Source organism: Enterobacter sp. R-1.6.2 (assembly GCF_035064085.1).
In the GTDB taxonomy this organism is placed as follows: Bacteria; Pseudomonadota; Gammaproteobacteria; order Enterobacterales; family Enterobacteriaceae; genus Enterobacter; species Enterobacter asburiae_B.
Map to the genome: position 1 here is coordinate 179,977 of NZ_JASEYI010000007.1, position 21,233 is coordinate 201,209.

Here is a 21,233-nt window from a genome sequence, read left to right on the forward strand (position 1 = left end):
ACGGGGTGAGGGCATCAGGCCGCAGAGATTTCCCCTCACCCTAACCCTCTCCCAAAGGGAGAGGGGACGGTATTACTTAAACAACGCGTGCACGTTGTTTTGTTTGTAATTGAGCGTCGGGTGCAGCTCCTCGAGCTCGAACGACAGCGCCAGATAGCGGCTCGCCATTAGCGCCGAGAAGTGCATTTTGATCAGCGCAAACAGCATCTCCCCCACGGCTTCCCGGCTCTCCAGGCTGCGCCCGGAGCCAATCTTCAGCGTCATATGCACAAAGGCGTAATCGTGCCTGCCGTCGGCCATCTGCCAGGTGTCCAGCCAGTGGGCGCGGCTGCGGATGCCGCCGATGGGGAAGATGCCCGTGGCGGCCAGCGCCTCATTCACTTTGGCAAACAGCCCCGGCAGGTCGGCCTGCTCGCGGATGTTGTCGGTACATTCAGCAATAAAGTGCGGCATGGTGGCTCCTTACGCGGGCAGCGGGAAAACGGCGTTAACCTGGCCGGTGCCGGAGCTGGCGAACAGCTCGGTGAGGAACTCCACCTTGCCGTCGTATTTGTCCCAGCCGAGCATCCCCAGCAGCATCACCGTGTCGTGCATGTTGCCCTCGCCGTAGCAGTAGTCGGCGTACTCCGGCAGCATGCTGCAAAACTCTTTGAACTGCCCCTCGCGCCACAGCTTCACCACGCGTTCGTCCATCTGGCGGTCGAACTCGCGGGTGTAGCTGTTCATCCCTTCCTCCGCGCGCTGGTCGTCGATAAAGCGGTGCGACAGCGAGCCGCTGGCGAGCACCGCCACGGTGCCGTCGTATTTTTCGATGGCGCTGACGATGGCCTCGCCCAGCCTGCGGCTGTCGGCGAAGTCGTGGACCGTGCAGAACGCCGAGATGGAGACCACTTTGAAGTGTTTATCCGCGTTCATGTAGCGCATCGGCACCAGCGTGCCGTACTCCAGCTTGAGGCTCGGGATGTTGTGCGCTTTGGCGCGCACGCCGAGCTTCACCGCCTCGTCGGCAATCAGCTGGCCGAGCGCCGGGTTGCCGTCGTAGTCGTAGGTCATGTCGCGGATAAAGTGCGGCAGCTCGTTGCTGGTGTAGACGCCCGCAAAATGGTCCGCACAGTTGATGTGGTACGCGCTGTTCACCAGCCAGTGGGTATCGAACACGATGATGGTGTCCACGCCCAGCTCCCGGCAGCGCTTGCTGATTTCTTTATGCCCGTCGATGGCCGACTGGCGGCAGCCGTGGTTTTTCCCCGGCAGCTCGGAGAGGTACATCGACGGAACGTGGGTGATTTTTGCCGCTAACGCTAATTTACCCATGGTCAGATCCCCCACTTTGGAATCGGATGGTCGCCCATGGAGATGCAGACGTTCTTCATCTCCGCGAACACCTCGAAGCTGTACTCACCGCCCTCGCGGCCGGTGCCGGAGGCCTTCACGCCGCCAAACGGCTGGCGCAGGTCGCGCACGTTCTGGGTGTTGACGAACACCATCCCCGCTTCGATATTCCGCGCCAGGCGCAGCACTTTGCTGACGTCCTGGGTCCAGATGTACGACGCCAGGCCGTACTCCACGTCGTTGGCCAGGCGCAGGCCTTCCGCTTCGTCCTTAAACGGCAGCAGGCAGGCCACCGGCCCGAAGATCTCCTCCTGCGCCACGCGCATGCGGTTGTCGACGTCCGCCAGCACGGTTGGTCGCAGAAAGTTGCCGCCCTTCAGGTGTGCAGGCAGATCGGTCGGTTTGTCCGGGCCGCCCGCCAGCAGGGTCGCACCCTCTTCAATGCCGAGGCGGATGTAGCCGGAGACTTTCTCCCAGTGCTGCTTGCTGATGAGTGCGCCAATCTGGGTGTTCGGATCGGTCGGGTCGCCCACGCGCAGGCGGTTGGCGCGTTCGGCAAAGCGCTTCACGAATTCCGGGTAGATGCTCTGCTGGATAAAGATGCGCGAGCCCGCGGTGCAGCGCTCGCCGTTGATGGAGAAGATGGTGAACAGGGCGGCGTCCAGCGCGCGCTCGATGTCGGCATCTTCAAAAATCAGCACCGGGGATTTGCCGCCCAGCTCCATGGAGTATTTCTTCAGCCCGGCGTTTTTCATGATGTTGCGTCCGGTGGCGGTGCCGCCGGTGAAGGAGACGGCGCGCACGTCGTGATGGCGCACCAGCGCGTCGCCTGCCGTCGCGCCGTAACCCTGCACCACGTTGAGCACGCCCGCCGGAATGCCCGCCTCCAGCGCCAGCTCGCCCAGACGATCGGCGGTCAGCGGGGAGAGTTCAGACATCTTCAGCACCGCGGTGTTTCCGAGTGCCAGGCACGGCGCGACCTTCCAGGTGGCGGTCATAAACGGCACGTTCCACGGCGACACCAGCGCGCAGACGCCCACCGGCTGCACCAGGGTGTAGTTGAGCATCTTGTCGTCGACCGGGTAGGTTTTGCCGTTCATCTGCTGGCACACCTCGGCGAAGAACTCGAAGTTGTGCGAGGCGCGCGGAATGAGCACGTTTTTGGTCTGGTGGATCGGCAGGCCGGTGTCGGCGGTTTCCATGGCGGCGATCTCGGGCACGTTCTGGTCGATCAGGTCGCCCAGACGACGCATCAGGCGCGCGCGCTCCTTCATCGGCAGGTTGGCCCATTTCGGGAACGCCTCTTTGGCGGCGGCGACGGCCTGGTGAACTTCACCTTCACCGCCGGCGGCGACTTCCGCTAATACCTCGCCGGAGGCCGGGTTGGTAGTGTGGAAGTACTCGCTTCCGGCGACGTTTTTACCGTTGATCCAGTGGTTAATCTTTTTCATTTTGCAGTCTCCTCGCTGACAATCCGGTTCACCAGGCGTCCCACGCCTTCCACTTCCACCACCACTTCATCGCCCGGTACCACGTCGGACAGCCCCTTCGGCGTGCCGGTGGCAATCATGTCGCCCGGCTGCAGGGTCATAAAATCGCTCAGGTACGCAATCAGGTACGGGATGCTAAAAATGAGATCGGCGGTGGTGCCTTCCTGCCGCAGCTCGCCGTTGACGAAGGTGCGCAGGGTGAGGTTGTGCGGATCGGGGATGGCTTCTTTTGGCACGATGTTTGGGGAAATGGGGGTCAGCCCGTCCCGGCTTTTTACCCTCAGGTTCGGTCGGTAGTAGTTTTCCAGGTAGTCGCGGATGGCGTAGTCGTTGCAGACCGTATAGCCCGCAACATAGTTCATCGCCTCGGCTTCGCTGACCTTACGCGCGGTTTTACCGATGACCACCACCAGCTCCGCTTCGTAATGCATGTATTCGATATTGTTCGGGCGCACCGACGTCTGGCCGTCGCCGTTGAAGGTGTTTGGCGCTTTGATAAATACCAGCGGCTCGGTGGGCGGCTTGAAGTCCAGCTCGCTGGCGTGGTCGGCATAGTTCAGACCGAGGGCAAACAGCGTGGCGTGCGGCGGCGTGCTGTGCGCAATAGTGACGCTACGCTCATCCACCACCGGGTTTTCCAGCGGCGGAAAGCCTTCCGCCAGAATACGCACGCGATCGCCCGGGCGGATCTCAACGCGGCTTTGCGGGGTGCCGAGCAGGATCGCATCGCCGGGATTGAGGGTGGCGAACTCGCTCAGGGCGCTCAGCAGTTCGGCGGCGTTACGCTGAAGATCGGCCGTGCTCCAGTGGTCCGCTTCGCGGCCGTTGATCTCGGTGATGATGGTCAGGTTATCCACGTTATCAACGGCGACCAGTTCGCCGAGCGGGCAAAATCCGTCCCGGCATTTGGCCTTGATGGCCGGGCGGTAGAAGCTCTCTTCCGGCAGGCTCACCTCGTTGGCGAGCGCATATCCCGCGATGTACTCCGCGGCGTCCTCCACGCGAACCTTGCTGGCGGTTTTGCCCACGACCAGCGCCACCGTCGCGCCGCTTAATACCGTTTCCCCGTGCGGGAAGGGGATCGGCTCGCCCGCGCGGATCACCGTGTTATGCGGCTTGATAAACCACACCGCCGTTTTCGGCGGCGTGTTGTAGGGAGCTTTTTCAAAGGCCTCACGCCAGGCTTCACGCTGGCTTTGATGGTTGAGGGCGACGGCAAAAACGGTACCTTTCATTCACATACTCCTCACTCCGACGGTCCGGGTTATGATTTCATTAATATGTTAATGATCTGGTTTTATGCTTTTGCTGTTTATTTCGCAATCAGAAGTGAAATATTTGTGATGGGAATAACAATAAATTTACATGTTGGATTTTATTTATATGTAAATCAGATGTTTAATAAAAATGAATGGTTTCTGTTAGACTTTTTGACGGAAAACGTGTTGTTTATAAAAGCATCTTTTAGGGATTGTTTACTTGTTAATGATGGGAAGGGGAAAGGCTATGCATGATTCATTAACCATCGCGCTGCTGCAGGCGCGGGAAGCGGCGATGTCGTACTTCCGCCCGATCGTGAAGCGCCATAACCTGACCGAGCAGCAGTGGCGCATCGTGCGCGTGCTGGCTGAACATCCGTCGATGGATTTTCACGATCTGGCGTTTCGCACCTGCATCCTGCGCCCGAGCCTGACCGGCATCCTGACGCGCATGGAGCGCGACGGCCTGGTGCTGCGCTTAAAGCCGGTGAACGACCAGCGCAAGCTGTACGTGTCGCTGACCAAAGAGGGGAATGCGCTGTATGAACACGCCCAGGCGCAGGTCGAAGAGGCGTATCAGCAGATCGAGGCGGAATACACGCCTGAGAAGATGAAACAGCTGACGGCGCTGCTGGAAGAGTTTATTGAACTCGGAAACCGGCATAACGCAGCGCGGGAAGAAGAGTAAAAACCACAAATTCCAGGATGATTTTCGTAAAGTTTTCCCTTTCCAGGCCGAAAATTCTGTATCTGTCTGAGGAAAGAGAAAACATGTTAAACCGTATCAAGATTGTCACCAGCTTAATGCTGGTTTTAGCGATATTTGGCCTTTTACAACTCACGTCCGGTGGTCTTTTCTTTAATGCCCTTAAGAATGACAAAGAGAATTTCACCGTCCTGCAAACCATTCGCCAGCAACAATCCACGCTGAACGCCAGCTGGGTCGCGTTGCTGCAAACCCGTAATACCCTGAACCGTGCGGGTATCCGCTACATGATGGATCAGAGCAATATCGGCAGCGGCGCGACCGTTAACGATTTGATGCAAATCGCGTCTACGTCTCTGAAACAGGCGGAAAAAAACTGGGCTGCCTACGAAGCCCTGCCGCGCGATCCGCGTCAAAGCGATGCGGATGCCATGGAGATCAAGCGTAACTATGATATTTACCACGGCGCGCTGGCGGAGCTGATTCAGCTGCTGGGTGCCGGCAAAATCAACGCCTTCTTCGACCAGCCGACCCAGAGCTATCAGGACGGTTTTGAGAAGCAGTATGTGAGTTACCTGCAGCAGAACGACAAGCTGTATCAGACGGCGGTCGAAGACAGCAACAGCTCCTACAGCCAGGCTATCTGGGTGCTGATCAGCGTCCTGATTGCCGTGCTGGTGGTGATCGTGGCCGTCTGGCTCAACATCAAGCAGACGCTGATCTCTCCGCTGAATCGTCTGATCGACAACATTCGCCATATCGCCAGCGGCGACCTGGTGAAGCGCATTGAGGTTCAGGGCACCAACGAGATGGGTGAACTGGCCGACTCGCTGCGCCATATGCAGAGTGAGCTGGTGCGTACCGTCGGCGACGTGCGTAACGGCGCGAACGCGATCTACAGCGGCGCGAGCGAAATTGCGATGGGCAATAACGACCTCTCTTCCCGTACTGAACAGCAGGCCGCTTCCCTGGAAGAGACCGCTGCCAGCATGGAGCAGCTGACGGCAACCGTTAAGCAGAACGCCGAAAACGCCCGTCAGGCGAGCCACCTTGCGCTGAGCGCCTCTGAAACCGCGCAGAAAGGCGGCAAAGTGGTGGATAACGTGGTCCAGACTATGCGCGATATCGCGGGCAGTTCGCAGAAAATTGCCGACATTATCAGCGTGATCGACGGCATTGCCTTCCAGACCAACATTCTGGCACTGAACGCGGCGGTAGAAGCGGCGCGTGCGGGCGAGCAGGGCCGTGGTTTTGCGGTGGTGGCAGGTGAAGTGCGTAACCTGGCCCAGCGCAGCGCCCAGGCGGCTCGCGAAATCAAGAGCCTGATTGAAGACTCCGTGGGCCGCGTGGAAGTGGGCTCAACGCTGGTAGAAAGCGCCGGTGAAACCATGGGTGAGATCGTGAACGCGGTGACCCGCGTAACGGACATCATGGGTGAAATCGCCTCTGCGTCTGACGAGCAGAGCCGCGGTATCGACCAGGTGGGTCTGGCGGTCGCTGAGATGGATCGCGTGACCCAGCAGAACGCCTCGCTGGTAGAGGAATCTGCCGCAGCGGCGGCCGCACTGGAAGAGCAGGCGAGCCGTCTGACTCAGGCCGTGGCGGTGTTCCGCATTCAGCAGGAGCAGATGAAAGCGCGCGAATTCGCTGCGGCTAAAGCGGTTTCCACGCCGGTGATGGCGCGTAAAACCGCGACGGCCGATTCAGGCGATAACTGGGAAACGTTCTAACCCGGTGCGTTGTGCCGGGTGGCGGCTACGCCTTACCCGGCCTACGGAAGGTTGTTGCAGGCCCGGTAAGCGAAGCGCCACCGGGCGATATCAAAGCGCCAGACGCATGGCACAGCGGGAGTTATACGCTAAGCCGTGCGCTGCTTCTTCTTCACGTTTTTCACGCAGTTCAGGCGTGAGTTCAGCTACGTATTCAAACCCCAGCTTTGCATAGAACGGCGCGTTCCACGGTACGTCCCTGAACGTCGTCAACGTCAGCGACGCCAGCCCCAGCGTGCGGGCATGGTCTGCCACGCAGGCGATAAGCTGCCTGCCGATCCCTTTTCCCTGCCAGTCCAGATCAACCGAGAGTTCGACAATAAACAGTGATGAAGGGTGGGCCTCGGCGAGGATAAACCCGACGGGCTGGCTGTTCGCCAGCGCCAGCCAGCTTAGCCCACGTTCGGCATACTCAAGGTGCTGCTCAGCGGAAATGACCTCGCCGTCGGCAAGCCAGGCGAGATCCGGGCTTTCACGAAAGCGCTCGCCCGCCGCGCGTTCAATGGCGGGAAGGGAGGCAACGTCGCCGGGACGCGTGGGGCGGACGGTGATGTTAACGTCGACCATTAGCCTGCGCGACTCACAATTTTAATTTCGACCATGCCAATGCCGAGCTCTCGCGGTGAATGGCCGAGAATATTCCCTTCATTGGTGGACTGCGGATCCGGCGGCACGATCACCAGGGTATTGCTGCGCGATGGGTTCTCAAAATGCAGCGTGTGCGTGCTCACGTCGTTCCCGAGCGTCAGCATCTGCTCCTGGCTGCCCACGCGAACCGGTACGGGCTTGTTAGCGTTGGGGCCATACGCTCTGGCGGTGATCACCAGGTCGAATTGTTCCGGCAGGGGATGGGCGTACTCAATTTTCACCTCATTGCCCAGCTGCGCGTTGGACCAGCGCCCCCAGGACTCCGGACGCGAGATGCCGCTAAACTGCTTCACTTCCTCGGGCGCGCCGGCCACGTTAAAGATAAAGCTGTCCGCTTTGTAGCGAATGTCGTTATCGCTGATTTTCAGCATGTCGACGTTACGCTGATAGCGCGCGGTATCAATCACCGTATCGTTAAACGCGGTTTTGCCTTTCCACTGGGCTTTATCCACGTGCTGTACGGTTTGCTCCCCGCCGAGCTGACCCTGAGAGACGCACCAGTCGGTAGAAAGCGCCAGCGGCTGCGACCAGAGCTGGCCCATCTTGTAACATCTGTCGATCCAGACGAAGTTATCGCGTGGGGCAAAATCGGCCAGCTGATAGCGCAGCGGCGCGGAATATTCGCTTTCCGGCAGCGGCTCGACGCGCCCCGCCGACACGCGCACCAGCAGCGGTAGACGGAAGCTGCTGCCCGAGAAGGCAATCGTGTTTTTATCCCGATCGACGGTAAAGTCCTTCATCTCTTTCGGGAAGTTCCACAGGCGGATAATGTCTGGCTTCCAGGCGAGGATTTTATCCTTCATGTTGAGGAACACTTCCGACAGGGATTGCCCCGACAGTGTGCTGCGGCCCAGGCCAATAAAGTTGTCGCCGCCCAGAATGTCCAGCACGGTTGCGCCGTTATCCATGGAGTTGCGTTTGGTGGCGATGACCTCCTGCTGCGGCTGGTCGCCGCGCAGGACGAAGAACAGGTTGCTGCGATCCTGCTTGTTGAGCCGATCCCATGCGCTGTTTTTCATCGCCAGATGGTCAGACGAAACGACGATGACGGTGTTTTTAAACCAGGGCGAGGCTTTGATTTTCTCGACCAGCGCGGCAATGTGCTCCTGGCTGCAGGTCACGGCGCTGAAAGACGTGTTGTTTTTGCCATCCACGTCATAGCTTTTGCGTTTGCAGCTGCGCGAGACGAACCCGTCCGGATGGTGGGTGTCCACCGTCAGCGCAAAGAGGGAGAAACGCTTGCCCGCGCGGGAAAGCTCCTCGAATTTCTTCCAGGTTTCGTCGAGTACCGTATCGTCATAGAAGCCCCAGTCGTTGCGGTAGCTCGGATCGGCAACCGTCGTTTTTAACTCCTCTGAGCCATACAGGTGGTCAAAACCGTGGGATTTCAGGAACACGTCTTTTCCGGCAAAGCGCAGGTTTGCCCCCTGCACGAAATAGTTTTCGTAGCCGGAGTTTTTCAGGATATCGCCGAGGCAAATATTCTGGGGGAAGAACGTCGACATCGAGGCTGAGGCGTTACCTTCAAAAGGCGCGAACAGCGGGATACCGCACTGGGAGGCAACCATCCCGGCAATCGTATAGTCCGTACCCGGCAGCTGCATGGTGTGGCTGAAGTCGAGCCCTTCGTTTTTCAGCGCGCCCAGGTCCGGCGTCAGGTTCGGGAAGGCATCGTTATCAAAGTACGTGCGTTCCAGGCTTTCGCCGTAGATGTAGACCAGGTTGAGCTTCGGGCTGGCGATCGTTTTGGACGGTTCTTTGTAGTAAGCCGCGAAATCCGGATCGCCGTCGCGCGACTGGGATTTCACCAGCTCGGTGATCTGATGGAACGCCGGGCTGGCGTCGACGGAGGCCAGCGCCAGGAATAACGCCAGCAGGCTGTAGCCATGATGGTGCGGAAGATGGCGACGTCGACGCAGCACCCAGGCCAGCGCGCCAAAAATCGTCACCAGCGCGACGATAAGGCCGAGCCCCGGAAGAATGTACTTGCCCACACCCGCGCCCGTCAGGCTGTTCGTTAGCGTGTAGAGCACCGCATCGTTAATACCGTCACCGGTAAAGTAGTCGCTGGCGTATAAGGTAATGTTTAAAATAATAAAAATGCCGAGTACCACCAGCGTGGCGATAAACCACCAGGTGTGACGGCCGGCTTTCCAGGCGTAAACGCCGACAGAAGCCAGAAAAAGGATAAGAGACATGAATTCTGACAACAGCATATCCTCATGACGCCAGGTGCTTCGCTGGCTAACTGTTTATTTTTTGGGTCATACAATGTAATTGCGATGTCGTTAAGCTGCAATTTTAGTGTCACGAAAGTGTGCTGTTGTTAGGATTTGGTTTAGAAAATCGTTTTTATGAAGAAGGTCGCATCCTGACAAACGGACGCTGAGACGGTGGCAGGTGGGAAAAACGTTCGTTTAGCGCCGCGTTGCAAGACTATCGCATTAAACGCGGCGTGTTGTGGCAGAAAAAGGGGTGGATCAGGAGATGAAATTAACGCCTTGTTTCAGCACCAGATCGCAGGCTTTGCTTTTCACCTGTTTTGCCAGAGAAGAGTTGCCGAGGGTGCTCAGGTTAAGCTGCTGCCCGTTTTGCGCGTTAAGCAGGCCCTGAATGCCGTCCATATAGTTGGTGTCCGCTTTTTGCTCCTGGGTATCCAGACCCAGTTTACCCAGCACCTGGTTTTTCACGTTTTTCGCGTCGGTCACTGAGGCCAGCTTTTGCTTCGCGCAATATTCCAGAATCCCCGCCGCGTTATTCATCGTGCCCGCGCTAAGGCTCTGAGAGCTGTTGCCCAGCAGGCTGGTGAGGGAAGAGGCGGAGAGTCCACCCTGAGAGCTGCTGCTCTCTTTGGTCAGCTCATTTGCCGCGCTTGACAGGGACTCCTGCCAGGACGCCGCTTGCGCTGCGCCGGTTACCAGCAGCGCGCCTAAAAAGGTGCTGATTAGAATCTGTTTTTTCATCATGGCTCTCTCAAAAAGGTCCGTTTTGGGCCGAAGGGGTTCCAGTATATACCTGTGCCCTGGCAGCGATTCCTGGAACTGTCTTAATACTCTTTGCCGGTAACGCGGCTGCGGTAACTTTCCCAGTCGAAGATGACATAAAGACTATTACCCAGCTTCATGCGGTCCATGACGCGTTCACCCAGCAGGCGGGTCATCTCGTCGATATTGTGGTTCGTCAGCATGCCGGTGGGGCGTTTGGACGAGGAGCGACGGTCGACAATCTGGTTGATGATCACTTTTTCATAGCGGGATTCTGTCTGAACGCCAATCTCGTCGATGACCAGTAAATCGACATTGCTCAGATCGTTAAGCAGCTGTTCTTCGCTGGTTTCGCGGTTGCTGAAGGTGTCTTTCATCGCGGACATGATATCGGCCACGGTGATGATAAGAACCGATTTACCCCGCAGAAGCAGCTCGTTGCAGATGGCGGCTGCAAGGTGGTTTTTTCCGGTACCCGGCTTGCCGCTAAAGATGAAGCTGGCGATATTGCCGTCGAATTCATCCACGTACTGACGGGCGGCGGCAAGGGCGTTCATTTGTCCGCTGGTCTCGATTTTATAGTTATCGAACGAGCAGTTCTGGTGCAGGGGACGGATACCGGAACGGTTAAAGGTGCGCTGCATTTTCATCGCCCGGTTTTCCCGGGCGAGCGCGGCGGCGCGGATCTCACCTTGCTCTTTTTGCCACGCCAGCAGCTCTTCACCCGTGGTGAAAGCGGGCTTCACGTTGGCAGGCATCATTTTTTGCAGACGTTTCATCAGGTCGCCGACGTTCTTCATTTCGCACCTCGGAATCCGCTGGGGATCTGTTTATCCGGTTCTGAAAACGCGTTGATATCGCGTTTGGGCTGGCCGTTGTTGCCGGCGCGGGTAATTTGAAGATGACGCGCGAGCTTTTGCTGCCACTGAATGTGGGTGAAGACTTTCCCTTCCGCCTGCCACCAGGCGGTAAACGCGGCGAGCTCTTCGGCGGTGGCCGGTTGGGTTAACGCGATGCCCCACAGCGCCGCCTGCCGCTGAAAATCTGCATCCGGCTGCCAGCCCGCGTACAGGGCAAATTTTCCCATCGGAACGGTCACGGGAACGTTGACCGGCTCATCAAAGAACTGGTTGTCCAGCGTGATATCGCTCGCCGGGCGTGACAGTTGCGCTTCAATCTCCAGAAGCTGTGCCAGACGTTCCGGCGTGATTGCGTAAAACGCTGGCGCGTTGTCGGCAAAAACCGCAACCGTGCCGCCTTCGGCATGGGTCAACACACCGCGTGGGTCGCGCATAAAGGCATCAATGCCAGCAATGCTGGTGGTCAGAATTCTGGAAGACATAACGCTTACTCTACTGATTACTACGGGCGTGATATGGGCTTATGGTAGCACAGAGAGAGGAAAGGGAAGGAGGGGATTTCCCCGGTGGCGCTGCGCTTACCGGGGCTACGGTCGTAGGCCTGAAAAGCGCAGCGCCATCAGGCATTTATCACGCGATAATATTCAGGGTCACGTCGATGTTGCCGCGGGTCGCGTTAGAGTACGGGCAAACAATGTGCGCCGCATCGACCAGCTTTTTGGCTTCCGCGGGATCCATACCCTCAACGTGGATGTTCAGTTTTGCTTCGATACCAAAACCGGTTGGCAGCGGGCCAATACCCACTTCGCCTTCAATAAAGGCATCTTTTGGCAGGGTGAATTTGTCGCGTGCGGCCACGAACTTCATCGCGCCCAGGAAGCAGGCAGAGTAGCCCGCAGCAAATAGCTGCTCAGGGTTCGTCACTTCTCCGCCCATGCCGCCCATCTCTTTTGGCACGCCCAGTTTTACGTCCAGTACGCCATCGGAAGAGGTCGCGCGGCCGTCACGGCCACCGGTTGCTTTTGCTTTGGCGGTATACACTACTTTTTCTAAAGACATGGCAGGTTCCTCATCTTGCTTTAATGTGTGCTATTAAATAGCGTGCGATATATATGGGTGATAATCACGCGTAAAGTATAGCTTTACGCGCGGTGTAGCTGTTGTCGCAAAAGTTCGAGCTGCTGTTTGAGCGCCAGCAAAGTGTCGGTATCACACTGCGCTGCGCAACCCACCGCATGGGGAATACCCAATGCCTGCTGCTGAAGTTCACGTCCCGCTTCACTCAGGGTGACGGCGACCTGACGTTCGTCTTTGCGCGAACGGTGGCGGTTGATTAACCCACCGCTTTCCAGCCGTTTTAACAGCGGCGTCAGGGTTGCAGAGTCCAGAAACAGGCGTTCGCCGATGTCCGACACCGTGACGTCATCCTGCTCCCACAGTACCAGCATCACCAGATATTGCGGGTAAGTCAGGTTCAGCGGTGCCAGCAGTTGCCGGTACAGCTTATTAAGCGCCAGATTTGCCGAATAGAGAGCAAAGCAGAGCTGGTTATCCAGCTTGAGCGCAGCGGTTGCGTCGTTCGTTTTCGCGTTCATGAGATCAATATAGGTAGTGTGCGATTTAATTGCAAGCAATTTTATGGGCAGGTGTAGCGGAGCGCCACCTGAACGGCCATTTTGCGGTAGTGCTGGCGCTGAGCCTGTTCGTCCGCCCCGTCTTCAAACAGGAGCGTGAAGGTGTAGCTGTTGGCAACGTAATGAAAGCTGAAGCTGCTTATCAGGCGGTGAAGATCGCGGGCATCAACCGTCTGGCTGAAGAGCTGCTTTTCTTTGCCCCGGAGCAGGATGCCCTCCAGCAGGTCGAGCGCGCTACGGTTGACCTGGCGAAGATAGCTCGACTGCTGCATAAAGCGGCCGCGCTGCATGTTTTCCATGCAGATAATCCGGATGTAGTCCGGGTGGTCGGCATGATAGTCAAAGGTGGCTTCAACCAGGTTGACCAGCGCTTCGACGGGGGGCATTCCTGCCAGGCTTAGCGCTTTTTCACTGGCGCGAATCTGGGTGTAAACATGTTCCAGAACCAGAAGATAGAGATTCTCTTTATTCTTAAAATGATAAACCACCATGCGTTTGGTGGTGCCCGCTTTCTCCGCGATCTGCTCCATGCGGGCACCGTTCAATCCATACTCGGCAAAAAGCGCGATGGCGCTCTGAAAAATTTTCTCTTTCAGGCTGGATTCTTCGCTGTGCTCGGGGTGTTCGCTGCCAGGGTTAGCCACATCCTTTCCTTATTTTCACCAAACGGACCAGAAAGATTATCTCCATGGCAGCGAAATAACACAAATATCAAACGCGTGGGCGTTTGCGGTACAACCACAGCCCGGGGATCGACAGCCCGATAGAGAGCGCGCCGACGATGGACGAGGCCTTAAGAAAGTTGCTCAGGAGGAGGATCATCTGAGGCTCGGTGTAGCCAAAATGGCTGATTTTCACCGCGGAAATCATCGCCGTATAGGCAGATATGCCGGGGAACATTGGGATCACGGCGGCGACGGTGAACACCTTGGGATGCGCCAGATACCAGCGCGACCACTGAATGCCGATACTGCCAACCAGCATGGAGGCCATAAATGTCGACCATTCGATGTTAAATCCTGCGGTCATCATCACCATTCGCGAGCCATGACCAATCGCGCCCAGCAGCGCACACCACCGCAGAGCGCGTTGCGGAACGTTAAACACCATCGCAAAGCCGACGGCAGGAATGGCGGCCAGAAGCATGTCCTGTGCCAGCGCCAGCAGAAAATCTATCACGCCCATCCGCGTAACCCCCAGAGTGTCATGGCCATCACAACGCCGATGCAGGTCGCCAGCGTCAGCAGGCTGGCAATAGCCCAGCGTGCCAGACCGGTATTGATGTGTCCTTTAAACATGTCGGCGACGGCGTTAATCAACGGAAAGCCCGGAACCAGCAGAAGCACGCTGGCGGCCATGGCAATCGTCGGGGTAGTGGCAAACTGCGGCAGGCGCAGCAGCAGGCCGGAAACCGTGGTGGCGACAAACGCGGTAATGCAGAAGTTAATTTGCGGATGCAGCTGCCGGTGCGTCAGCAGCTGGCGAACATACATGGCGATACTGCTGGCGAAAAAGGTGACGATCGCGCCGTCCCAGCCGCCTTTATTGAGCTTACAAAAGCAGGCGCAAGACAGCCCTACCATCACCACGACAAGCCAGCGCGGATAACGCAATGGCTTAATTTGGCTGAACCGTTTTTCAATCTCCCGAAGATCGAGAAGCTTATGTTCAGCAAGGATGACGATGTGCTGCACTTCGGTCACGACGTGCATGTTAATGCCGCGATCATGGTTTTTGCGGGTGGAGGTCAGGCACTGGCCGTCTTTGATCGTGGTCAGCACGATGGCGTTAGATGAAATAGCGCTTTCAACGCTATCCATACCCAGCGCCAGTCCCAGCCGGGTGGAAAGCTCCTCAACCAGCGCGCTTTCCGCGCCGTGCTGGAGCAGAAAAAGACCGCACTGAATACATAGCCGCGTGATAGCACGCTGCGTTGACCGATCTGCCTGCATGTATTGTCCTGAAGAAGGTGGAAAGTTGCCGGTTGGCCCATAGCGATTACTTTTAGCACAAAGTGCAGTGCCTCTTGCTGTGGGCCAGATCAAGGTTTATGCAAACAGTTGCAGCCCCTACGTGCGGAAGGGGTTGGGATTAATTCATCATTCTGGTGAATTATAATTATTGAAAGATAAGTTATATATATTTAGTTATTCTAATTTTATATTGTAGTTATTTTAATGACACTGCAATTAAATTTAATTTCGCTTTGTGAGATATTACTGCTGTTTAGGTATTTCTTAAACTAAGAATACATCTCATCTTCTGCTTGTATTAACCTGCTTTACACTCAGGGACGAAAATACTCATACGTTGATGCACTTTAACGTTACTCATCACATGAAGAATGGACACGGAGGGTCTATGTTGTCTTTGCACGGTAAGCATAGCGTTATCATTAGCCGGATACCGGTCATGCAAAACGGGTTGGGGGGCGTAATGACTCGCCATTTCCCCGATTTTGAATTGACCTATTGCAGCTCATTGCAGGAGTTAACACTGCTCCAGCTACGCCGCGCTGACGTCATCATTGCTGATATTACAGGCGAATACTGGAATCCTCGGGGCGCGCTCGAAGAGTATTTCAATTTATTGAATCAATACCGGAACATTCACTGGATCTTTTTAGTTTCGCGGCCGCTTAACCCTATTGCCGTTGAGCTACTTGTGCGCCCGGAAAGTACGCTGCTTTCTGATATGGAACCCATTGAAGGCCTGGTGAACGCTATTCGGGCAGGTAGCGAACGCGCAGAGCGGGTAAGCCAGACGTTGTTAGCCCCTGAACTTCAAAGTACGGGGGATGAAGACGAAAACATTATTGCCCTTACGCACTCCGAACGCAAAGTATTGCGGCTGTTAGGTAAAGGATGGGGGATTAACCAAATCGCCACATTGCTCAAGAAGAGCAATAAAACCGTCAGTGCACAGAAAAACAGTGCGATGCGACGGCTGTCATTACGCAGTAATGCCGATATGTACGCCTGGATAAACAGTACACAGGGAATGCGAGAGCTGAGTTTGATGTCAGCCTATGGAGAGTTCGAGGAATGGAAAAAACCGATTCAACAAGACATATCGCCATCGTCGAAAATTGCACGATGAGTGCTGTTGGGCTGCAGCATCTTTTTGCGATGCCCGGCCTGAATCATTATCAACTGCATCTGTTTAGTGAATTTGACAGCTTTCAGAAAGCACTTCAGCACGTCAATTTTTTCTCGCTGATCTATTCATATTCCGATGCACGAGACGACCGTCGTAGCTGCCTGGCGCACCTGCGGGATTTTGCCTTTACGCATGGCCACATCCAGCGCATTATCCTAGTCGCTGATGAGATGGAAGCAAGATTGATTAGCCATCTTTCCCCGTCACGCCTTCACGGTGTGGTCAGTAAATCGCTGAAGCTTGAGCTCCTGCAGAAGGAACTCATGGTGTTGCTGAGCGAAACCCTGCGCATCAATGACAATATGATGAATCACTGGTACCAGAGTCAAAGCAGAATGTTAAGCCCAACGGAACGGGCAATATTGCGTTATATGTCTTGCGGCTATTCCATTCCTCAAATCGCGGCACAGCTTGAACGCAATATTAAGACCATCCGGGCGCATAAGTTTAATGCGATGGTCAAGCTGGGGGTGAACTCTGACGTAGGGCTGCTCGATGCGGCGGATATTATTACCCACCTTTCGGCAAGAGAACCGCGAAGTTCGATACTCAGCAAGCCGACTTTTTTATAACCTGTCTGTTGCGCGCCAGACAGGCTCTGGCGCATCAATCAGATGCAAACATCAACCCATTTTGCGGAAGTCAGCTCTGCCATTCTGTCAGGTGAAATACGCACGGCACTGTGAATTGCGCCTGCTGCGGGCAGAACTTCGGCGTACTGCTTTAATGAGATATCGCAGTAAACCGCGAGCGGGTTTTCAAGGCCGAACGGGCACACGCCGCCAACGGGGTGACCTGTGATGGTCACCACTTCATCACTGCTGAGCATGCGCGCTTTTGCACCAAACGTATCTTTCAGCTTTTTGTTATCCAGGCGCGCATCGCCTTTCGCCACCACCAGTATCACCTCATTTTTCACCTTTAATGACAAGGTCTTGGCGATTTGCCCCGGTTCAACACGATGGGCGGCAGCAGCCAACGCAACGGTAGCGGTACTCTGACTAAGTTCAATGACGTCTATATCCGGCGCGTTGTCGGCAAAAAACTGCTGTACAGACTGCAAACTCATTGTTTCCTCCTGACAAATATCCTGCGTAATCTGTCATAAGAATTTATGCTCTGTAAATATCTCTTCAGTAACAAATATCCCGAACGGCTGATTTCTGGATCCTCTTCACAATCACGGAAACCGGTTACAGTAACCGGTTGCAGAGCGTGATGCGTCGATTAATACTGAGTACGTAACGTCCCCTGTATCCAATAATAAGAGCAAATTATGAAACCATTCCGTCTGAGCAGTACCACTGGTCCACAAGCCAGCAAGGTTGTGAAGGTGATTTATGGAACAACGTGCGGCGCAAATGTGCCCGTAACAAACGTCTGACAGGAGATCTGCCATGTCTGCCAACCATGCTGCGTTTAACCTGATATTCCGTTTTGTTGAAAATTACGTGAGCCCCATTGCCGGGCGGATCTCTTCCCAGCGTCATGTCATGGCTATCCGTGATGGGTTTATCTCTGCGATGCCATTTATGATTGTGGGTTCGTTTCTGTTAGTGTTCGCATACCCGCCGTTTTCGCCGGATACCACCTGGGGTTTCGCCCGAGCCTGGCTGGATATGGCGAAGCAGTTTGAAGGCCAGATCCTGACGCCGTTTGATATGACGATGGGCATTATGTCCATCTATATCTGTGCGGCCATCGCCTATAACCTTGGCAAACATTATGTCAAATCACACCAGTTAGACCCGTTTATGTGCGCCATGCTGTCGCTGATGGCGTTTCTGCTGGTCGCGGCACCGAAAACCAAAGGCACGCTGCCTGTCGATAGCCTGGGTGGGACGGGCATTTTTACCGCGATTCTGGTGGCGATCTACTGCGTTGAGATGATGCGTTTCCTCAAGGCCCATAACATCGGTATTCGCCTGCCGGACCAGGTTCCTCCGATGATCAAAAACTCTTTTGATCTGCTCATCCCGGTGCTGGTAGTGGTGTTGACGCTTTATCCTTTGAGCCTGCTCATTCAGTCTCAGTTCGGCATGCTGATCCCGCAGGCCATTATGTCGGTCTTTAAACCTCTGGTTTCCGCAGCGGATTCCCTGCCTGCGATCCTGCTGGCCGTGTTGATTGGTCATCTGCTGTGGTTCGCCGGGATCCACGGAGCCGCCATCGTCTCCGGGATGCTGCAGATGTTCTGGCTGACTAACCTGGGTGCGAACCAGACCGCGCTGGCCGCCAGTCAGCCTCTGCCGCATATTTTTATGGAGGCGTTCTGGACGTTCTTTATCGTGATTGGCGGGTCGGGCGCCACGATGGGGCTGGTCATTTGCTATCTGCGTAGCCGTTCAGCGCATTTACGCTCTATCGGGCGTTTGAGCGTGGTACCCAGCTTCTTCAACATCAATGAACCCGTTATCTTCGGTACGCCAATCGTGATGAACCCGGTGTTCTTTATTCCGTTCCTGCTGGCACCGATGGTAAATGCCGTGCTGGCCTGGGCGGCGATGACGTTTGACCTGATTGGCCGCGTCATCTCAGTGGTTCCCTGGACGGCACCGGCGCCAATAGGCGCAGCGTGGGCTCTGGGCTGGGATTTCCGCGCGGCTATTCTGGTTGTGGTTCTGGCCTGCGTATCGGCAATCATCTACTTCCCGTTCTTCAAAGTGTACGAGAAACAGCTGCTGGAGCAGGAAGCGGAAGAAGCACAGCGTAACGCGGAAGAGGACAATCAGCAGGTGGCTTAGGTTAAAGCAAAACGGCAACTCAGGTTGCCGTTTTTAGTGTTTGTTCCCTCTCCCTGAGGGAGAGGGGCAGGATGAGGGCATCAGGCCGTGGCCGATTATTTCAGCGTGCAGTCCCCGCACTGCTTAACGTCCGGCAGGCGATAGCGCTGGCAGCAGGTGCGGCGAACCAGAAGTCCATCACGGAGCACGACGGTACGGAATAACGGGTTGTCACGGCCATCGGAAAGCTGTTTTGCAAAGAAACAGGACTGACGCAGGGCATCAACGTTCTCATCACCAAGCAGAGGCTTCATTTCCGTTAAATACCAGTGGATTAAATAGCCCGTATTGCTCCAGATAAGCTTCGCGTTAATCTCTCCCGTCGCTTCAAGCGCGTCCACGACCGGGATCAGGGCCTGGGTGATAAGCTGCTCCATGCGTTCCTGAGCCGTCAGGCGTTCCGCGTTCTGGTCTTCGTGCAGATCAATCCAGAAACAGGCTGCGCGCCCGGTTTCGTGAAACTCGACGTGGAAATTATCCGGCGAGAGTTCCAGCATGCTCTTCTGGGTTAACAGCGCCAGCATGAGGGGAGGCACCATCAACCCGATATACCATTGCGCCCAAAGAGAGAGCAGTGGTTTATTTTCCCGCGTAAGAGTGGGCTGATTGCGATAGATATGGTCGGAATAGGTGGCCAACAGCGACTGCAGTTTTGTCGGTTGACGCCACTCTGAGAGCGTCATGGCGTGGTTCGGGTGCGCTTCATCAAGGCGGATAAAATCCAGCAGGTGGGCGCGCGTCTCCGCAATCTTATCCCGTATGGCATCCGCAAGCGAAGCATTCCCGCTGGTGAGGGGCGCTCGCCAGAGGAGGGGCTCGACGATGTGTGCGGTATGCGTAGCCATAGTATAGATAGAAATCTAAATGATAATGATTGCCAATCCTAACTATTGCTCATATCAATGGCAAGACTTTTGTCTTTAAGACACCGCCGTGATGTTTATGCCGTCTGCAGCTCTTCACTTAACAGAATGTTATTGCGCCCCATATGCTTTGCTTCGTAGAGGGCTTTGTCCGCTTTTTCCAGCGCGCCTTCCACGTCTTCATCCTCGAAAATGGCAATACCAATGCTGATGGTGACGTTTGTCGCGACACTCTCGTTAAACAGATGCGGGATTTTCAAATCGTAGACTTTCTGACGGATCCGCTCGGCCGTCTGGCGGGCATGTTCGAGAGAAATATTGGTCAGCAGCACCATAAACTCTTCTCCGCCAAAACGCGCCACAATATCGCGAGAACGCACGGCGTCGCGAATTGCCGCAGAGACGCGCTTCAGCGCCTGGTCGCCCATCATATGGCCATAGTGATCGTTATAGGCTTTGAAGTGATCGATATCCATCAGCAGGACAAAGTGCTCGCCATTTTCTACCGTCGGCAGGTTCTCCAGACGGCTTTGCAGACCGCGACGATTATAGAGCCCGGTAAGCGGGTCCATCATGCTGAGATCGGTAAGGGTTTCTCGCTCTTCCAACAGGCGCGAGAGCAATTCCTGAGCGAAACGGTCGTTACGCGTTTGCAAAATGTTATGAATAGCAATTGCCACCACAGGAAGTGCGAAAGAATAGGTCATTCTCAGCCATATATCGTGATCGCTTAGCCACAGGCAGACAATAAAGGTGGGCAATGAGTGCAGCGTAAATGCTTTGATATTACTCGCGAATGCCAGCGTTCCGATAAAAAGTACCGTTAATAGAGCGATTAACAAATACGTCGCGTGGTCGTGGGTAATTAAGGCGAATTTAGACTCAATTTGCCAGGCCCACAAAATACCGAAGATCCCTGAAACAACGGGAATATTTATCTTCCGCGCGCGCTTTCTCCAGTGCCAGACGAACAGGCCGGTGCTGATGGAGAAAATAGCAATAAGTGGGGCAGATAACAGGCGTACAGAATTGAGCGGATTTGTTACCGAGAACACTGCCGAGGTTGCGTTCAGAAATAAAAATAAACGTAACGACAATTGATATTTTCTGTGAACCAAAGACCGCCAGGATTGTGATGTCATAGTCGTGCGTTTTTATTAAAATTTAATTAAAACAAATAAGTAGGTGCCGTTTCGCAATAAAACATGCAAAAAACTCAAAAAGTAATTATCAGAAAATCTTTAGATGTTGTTAACAGGTGTGCAATTTATCACCTTAGGCAATTCCTGTCATTACGGGAAAGGTAAAGGTCGATGGATTTTGATTCATTCAGCTGACAAATGATAATGCATGTCATATGATATTGGTTATCATTATCGTTGTGAGAGGGCAGATCATGTTGAACAGGGCGCTTGGCAGTGGTTGGGGGGTATTGCTACCGGGAGCCATTCTCGGCGGGTTGATGTTTGCCGATCTCTCCCTTGATACCTGGAAAGCGATCATTGTGTCAGGACTGTTAGTCACGTCAGGCATGATCTGGCATAAGCAGCTGCGCCACTTTGTTTTACTGCCATCATGCGTAGCACTGGTCAGTGGAATTCTGGTGATACTGATGAGTTTGAAATAACAGGGAAAAACAAGGGGAACTTCAGAAGGGACGTAAGATAATTGGTGCGAGGGGGGGGACTCGAACCCCCACATCCAAAGGACACTAACACCTGAAGCTAGCGCGTCTACCAATTCCGC

Annotated in this window: 23 protein-coding genes; 6 read left to right on the forward strand and 17 right to left on the reverse strand. The window is 55.2% G+C overall.

All coding sequences use genetic code 11. The features are described 5' to 3' along the window. Positions 1-72 precede the first annotated feature (72 nt). The 4 genes from QMN93_RS10260 to hpaG are packed head-to-tail and all read right to left on the reverse strand — an operon-like array spanning position 73 to position 4,057. Positions 73-453: a 5-carboxymethyl-2-hydroxymuconate Delta-isomerase gene (locus QMN93_RS10260; protein WP_064673191.1), complete on the reverse strand. Its 381-nt coding sequence runs from the start codon at positions 451-453 to the stop codon at positions 73-75. Between the two features lie 9 nt (positions 454-462). After that, positions 463-1,314 (reverse strand): 3,4-dihydroxyphenylacetate 2,3-dioxygenase, encoded by an 852-nt coding sequence (gene hpaD, locus QMN93_RS10265; protein WP_039262285.1) that lies wholly within the window; start codon positions 1,312-1,314, stop codon positions 463-465. Positions 1,315-1,316: 2 nt separating this feature from the next. Then, positions 1,317-2,783 carry a 5-carboxymethyl-2-hydroxymuconate semialdehyde dehydrogenase gene (gene hpaE / locus QMN93_RS10270; protein WP_064673193.1) on the reverse strand — a complete coding sequence of 489 codons (1,467 nt, stop codon included), beginning with the start codon at positions 2,781-2,783 and terminating at the stop codon, positions 1,317-1,319. Beyond that, positions 2,780-4,057, reverse strand: a complete 1,278-nt coding sequence (gene hpaG, locus QMN93_RS10275) for a 4-hydroxyphenylacetate degradation bifunctional isomerase/decarboxylase (protein WP_182383017.1) — start codon at positions 4,055-4,057, stop codon at positions 2,780-2,782. The genes hpaE and hpaG overlap by 4 nt, the downstream gene beginning before the upstream one ends. Before the next feature lie 271 nt (positions 4,058-4,328). Between hpaG and hpaR the strand changes: the two genes are divergently transcribed. Further along, a complete protein-coding gene (hpaR, locus tag QMN93_RS10280; RefSeq protein ID WP_023334396.1) occupies positions 4,329-4,769 on the forward strand; it encodes a homoprotocatechuate degradation operon regulator HpaR in 441 nt (146 codons plus the stop codon). A gap of 83 nt (positions 4,770-4,852) precedes the next feature. Then, on the forward strand, positions 4,853-6,517 hold the full coding sequence (tsr, locus tag QMN93_RS10285; protein WP_033146482.1) for a methyl-accepting chemotaxis protein: 1,665 nt from the start codon (positions 4,853-4,855) through the stop codon (positions 6,515-6,517). Positions 6,518-6,607: 90 nt separating this feature from the next. On the opposite strand, the gene QMN93_RS10290 is transcribed toward tsr, so the two are convergent. The 10 genes from QMN93_RS10290 to QMN93_RS10335 all read right to left on the reverse strand — a co-directional run bounded on the left by QMN93_RS10290 (position 6,608) and on the right by QMN93_RS10335 (position 14,634). Further along, the gene (locus tag QMN93_RS10290) at positions 6,608-7,123 is read right to left on the reverse strand and encodes a GNAT family N-acetyltransferase (RefSeq protein ID WP_069303635.1); all 516 of its coding nucleotides are present in this window, start codon (positions 7,121-7,123) and stop codon (positions 6,608-6,610) included. Beyond that, a complete protein-coding gene (gene opgB, locus QMN93_RS10295) occupies positions 7,123-9,414 on the reverse strand; it encodes a phosphatidylglycerol--membrane-oligosaccharide glycerophosphotransferase (protein ID WP_182383018.1) in 2,292 nt (763 codons plus the stop codon). The genes QMN93_RS10290 and opgB overlap by 1 nt, the downstream gene beginning before the upstream one ends. Positions 9,415-9,684: 270 nt before the next feature. Beyond that, a complete protein-coding gene (locus QMN93_RS10300) occupies positions 9,685-10,167 on the reverse strand; it encodes a DUF2501 domain-containing protein (protein WP_193139946.1) in 483 nt (160 codons plus the stop codon). Positions 10,168-10,250: 83 nt separating this feature from the next. Next, positions 10,251-10,988, reverse strand: a complete 738-nt coding sequence (gene dnaC, locus QMN93_RS10305) for a DNA replication protein DnaC (protein WP_023310297.1) — start codon at positions 10,986-10,988, stop codon at positions 10,251-10,253. After that, complete coding sequence (gene dnaT / locus QMN93_RS10310) at positions 10,985-11,530, reverse strand: primosomal protein DnaT (RefSeq protein WP_029742210.1); 546 nt, start codon at positions 11,528-11,530, stop codon at positions 10,985-10,987. The genes dnaC and dnaT overlap by 4 nt, the downstream gene beginning before the upstream one ends. A gap of 148 nt (positions 11,531-11,678) precedes the next feature. Further along, positions 11,679-12,107 carry an organic hydroperoxide resistance protein gene (locus tag QMN93_RS10315; RefSeq protein ID WP_023310299.1) on the reverse strand — a complete coding sequence of 143 codons (429 nt, stop codon included), beginning with the start codon at positions 12,105-12,107 and terminating at the stop codon, positions 11,679-11,681. A gap of 83 nt (positions 12,108-12,190) precedes the next feature. Beyond that, positions 12,191-12,643 carry a MarR family winged helix-turn-helix transcriptional regulator gene (locus QMN93_RS10320; RefSeq protein ID WP_033146484.1) on the reverse strand — a complete coding sequence of 151 codons (453 nt, stop codon included), beginning with the start codon at positions 12,641-12,643 and terminating at the stop codon, positions 12,191-12,193. 41 nt (positions 12,644-12,684) lie between these two features. Beyond that, on the reverse strand, positions 12,685-13,326 hold the full coding sequence (locus QMN93_RS10325) for a TetR family transcriptional regulator (RefSeq protein ID WP_033144567.1): 642 nt from the start codon (positions 13,324-13,326) through the stop codon (positions 12,685-12,687). 67 nt (positions 13,327-13,393) lie between these two features. After that, positions 13,394-13,867, reverse strand: coding sequence for a threonine/serine exporter (locus QMN93_RS10330; RefSeq protein WP_023310302.1), 474 nt, complete (start codon positions 13,865-13,867; stop codon positions 13,394-13,396). Further along, on the reverse strand, positions 13,858-14,634 hold the full coding sequence (locus tag QMN93_RS10335; protein ID WP_023310303.1) for a threonine/serine exporter ThrE family protein: 777 nt from the start codon (positions 14,632-14,634) through the stop codon (positions 13,858-13,860). The genes QMN93_RS10330 and QMN93_RS10335 overlap by 10 nt, the downstream gene beginning before the upstream one ends. Before the next feature lie 409 nt (positions 14,635-15,043). Here QMN93_RS10335 and QMN93_RS10340 point away from each other — a divergent pair, with 409 nt between their 5' ends. After that, positions 15,044-15,781 carry a response regulator transcription factor gene (locus QMN93_RS10340; protein WP_193138834.1) on the forward strand — a complete coding sequence of 246 codons (738 nt, stop codon included), beginning with the start codon at positions 15,044-15,046 and terminating at the stop codon, positions 15,779-15,781. After that, a complete protein-coding gene (bglJ, locus tag QMN93_RS10345) occupies positions 15,778-16,413 on the forward strand; it encodes a DNA-binding transcriptional activator BglJ (protein ID WP_033144569.1) in 636 nt (211 codons plus the stop codon). The genes QMN93_RS10340 and bglJ overlap by 4 nt, the downstream gene beginning before the upstream one ends. A gap of 38 nt (positions 16,414-16,451) precedes the next feature. Here the strand turns inward: bglJ and QMN93_RS10350 are convergent, their stop codons facing one another. Then, positions 16,452-16,910: a YbaK/EbsC family protein gene (locus QMN93_RS10350; RefSeq protein WP_008502085.1), complete on the reverse strand. Its 459-nt coding sequence runs from the start codon at positions 16,908-16,910 to the stop codon at positions 16,452-16,454. Positions 16,911-17,238: 328 nt separating this feature from the next. Here QMN93_RS10350 and QMN93_RS10355 point away from each other — a divergent pair, with 328 nt between their 5' ends. Continuing rightward, positions 17,239-18,585, forward strand: coding sequence for a PTS sugar transporter subunit IIC (locus QMN93_RS10355; RefSeq protein ID WP_023310306.1), 1,347 nt, complete (start codon positions 17,239-17,241; stop codon positions 18,583-18,585). A 95-nt stretch (positions 18,586-18,680) separates the two neighbouring features. Here QMN93_RS10355 and fhuF read toward each other — a convergent pair whose 3' ends face one another. Together fhuF and QMN93_RS10365 are read right to left on the reverse strand one after the other, a co-directional pair. Then, the gene (gene fhuF, locus QMN93_RS10360) at positions 18,681-19,469 is read right to left on the reverse strand and encodes a siderophore-iron reductase FhuF (RefSeq protein WP_033144570.1); all 789 of its coding nucleotides are present in this window, start codon (positions 19,467-19,469) and stop codon (positions 18,681-18,683) included. A gap of 95 nt (positions 19,470-19,564) precedes the next feature. Next, complete coding sequence (locus QMN93_RS10365) at positions 19,565-20,629, reverse strand: diguanylate cyclase (protein WP_047060227.1); 1,065 nt, start codon at positions 20,627-20,629, stop codon at positions 19,565-19,567. Positions 20,630-20,844: 215 nt separating this feature from the next. On the opposite strand from QMN93_RS10365, the gene QMN93_RS10370 reads away from it, so the two are divergent. Next, a complete protein-coding gene (locus QMN93_RS10370) occupies positions 20,845-21,114 on the forward strand; it encodes a DUF1435 domain-containing protein (protein WP_032660829.1) in 270 nt (89 codons plus the stop codon). Positions 21,115-21,233 lie beyond the last annotated feature (119 nt).

Excerpts from the sequence above, each read along its gene's own strand:
- QMN93_RS10260 (WP_064673191.1), bottom strand. The coding sequence starts at position 453 with ATGCCGCACTTTATTGCTGAATGTACCGACAACATCCGCGAGCAGGCC.
- QMN93_RS10350 (WP_008502085.1), bottom strand. The coding sequence starts at position 16,910 with ATGAGTTTGCAGTCTGTACAGCAGTTTTTTGCCGACAACGCGCCGGAT.
- QMN93_RS10335 (WP_023310303.1), bottom strand. The coding sequence starts at position 14,634 with ATGCAGGCAGATCGGTCAACGCAGCGTGCTATCACGCGGCTATGTATT.
- hpaE (WP_064673193.1), bottom strand. The coding sequence starts at position 2,783 with ATGAAAAAGATTAACCACTGGATCAACGGTAAAAACGTCGCCGGAAGC.
- fhuF (WP_033144570.1), bottom strand. The coding sequence starts at position 19,469 with ATGGCTACGCATACCGCACACATCGTCGAGCCCCTCCTCTGGCGAGCG.
- QMN93_RS10340 (WP_193138834.1), top strand. The coding sequence starts at position 15,044 with ATGTTGTCTTTGCACGGTAAGCATAGCGTTATCATTAGCCGGATACCG.
- dnaT (WP_029742210.1), bottom strand. The coding sequence starts at position 11,530 with ATGTCTTCCAGAATTCTGACCACCAGCATTGCTGGCATTGATGCCTTT.
- QMN93_RS10355 (WP_023310306.1), top strand. The coding sequence starts at position 17,239 with ATGTCTGCCAACCATGCTGCGTTTAACCTGATATTCCGTTTTGTTGAA.
- hpaD (WP_039262285.1), bottom strand. The coding sequence starts at position 1,314 with ATGGGTAAATTAGCGTTAGCGGCAAAAATCACCCACGTTCCGTCGATG.
- dnaC (WP_023310297.1), bottom strand. The coding sequence starts at position 10,988 with ATGAAGAACGTCGGCGACCTGATGAAACGTCTGCAAAAAATGATGCCT.
- QMN93_RS10290 (WP_069303635.1), bottom strand. The coding sequence starts at position 7,123 with ATGGTCGACGTTAACATCACCGTCCGCCCCACGCGTCCCGGCGACGTT.
- QMN93_RS10365 (WP_047060227.1), bottom strand. The coding sequence starts at position 20,629 with ATGACATCACAATCCTGGCGGTCTTTGGTTCACAGAAAATATCAATTG.
- bglJ (WP_033144569.1), top strand. The coding sequence starts at position 15,778 with ATGAGTGCTGTTGGGCTGCAGCATCTTTTTGCGATGCCCGGCCTGAAT.
- QMN93_RS10300 (WP_193139946.1), bottom strand. The coding sequence starts at position 10,167 with ATGAAAAAACAGATTCTAATCAGCACCTTTTTAGGCGCGCTGCTGGTA.
- hpaG (WP_182383017.1), bottom strand. The coding sequence starts at position 4,057 with ATGAAAGGTACCGTTTTTGCCGTCGCCCTCAACCATCAAAGCCAGCGT.
- QMN93_RS10370 (WP_032660829.1), top strand. The coding sequence starts at position 20,845 with ATGATATTGGTTATCATTATCGTTGTGAGAGGGCAGATCATGTTGAAC.
- hpaR (WP_023334396.1), top strand. The coding sequence starts at position 4,329 with ATGCATGATTCATTAACCATCGCGCTGCTGCAGGCGCGGGAAGCGGCG.
- QMN93_RS10320 (WP_033146484.1), bottom strand. The coding sequence starts at position 12,643 with ATGAACGCGAAAACGAACGACGCAACCGCTGCGCTCAAGCTGGATAAC.
- QMN93_RS10315 (WP_023310299.1), bottom strand. The coding sequence starts at position 12,107 with ATGTCTTTAGAAAAAGTAGTGTATACCGCCAAAGCAAAAGCAACCGGT.
- QMN93_RS10330 (WP_023310302.1), bottom strand. The coding sequence starts at position 13,867 with ATGGGCGTGATAGATTTTCTGCTGGCGCTGGCACAGGACATGCTTCTG.
- tsr (WP_033146482.1), top strand. The coding sequence starts at position 4,853 with ATGTTAAACCGTATCAAGATTGTCACCAGCTTAATGCTGGTTTTAGCG.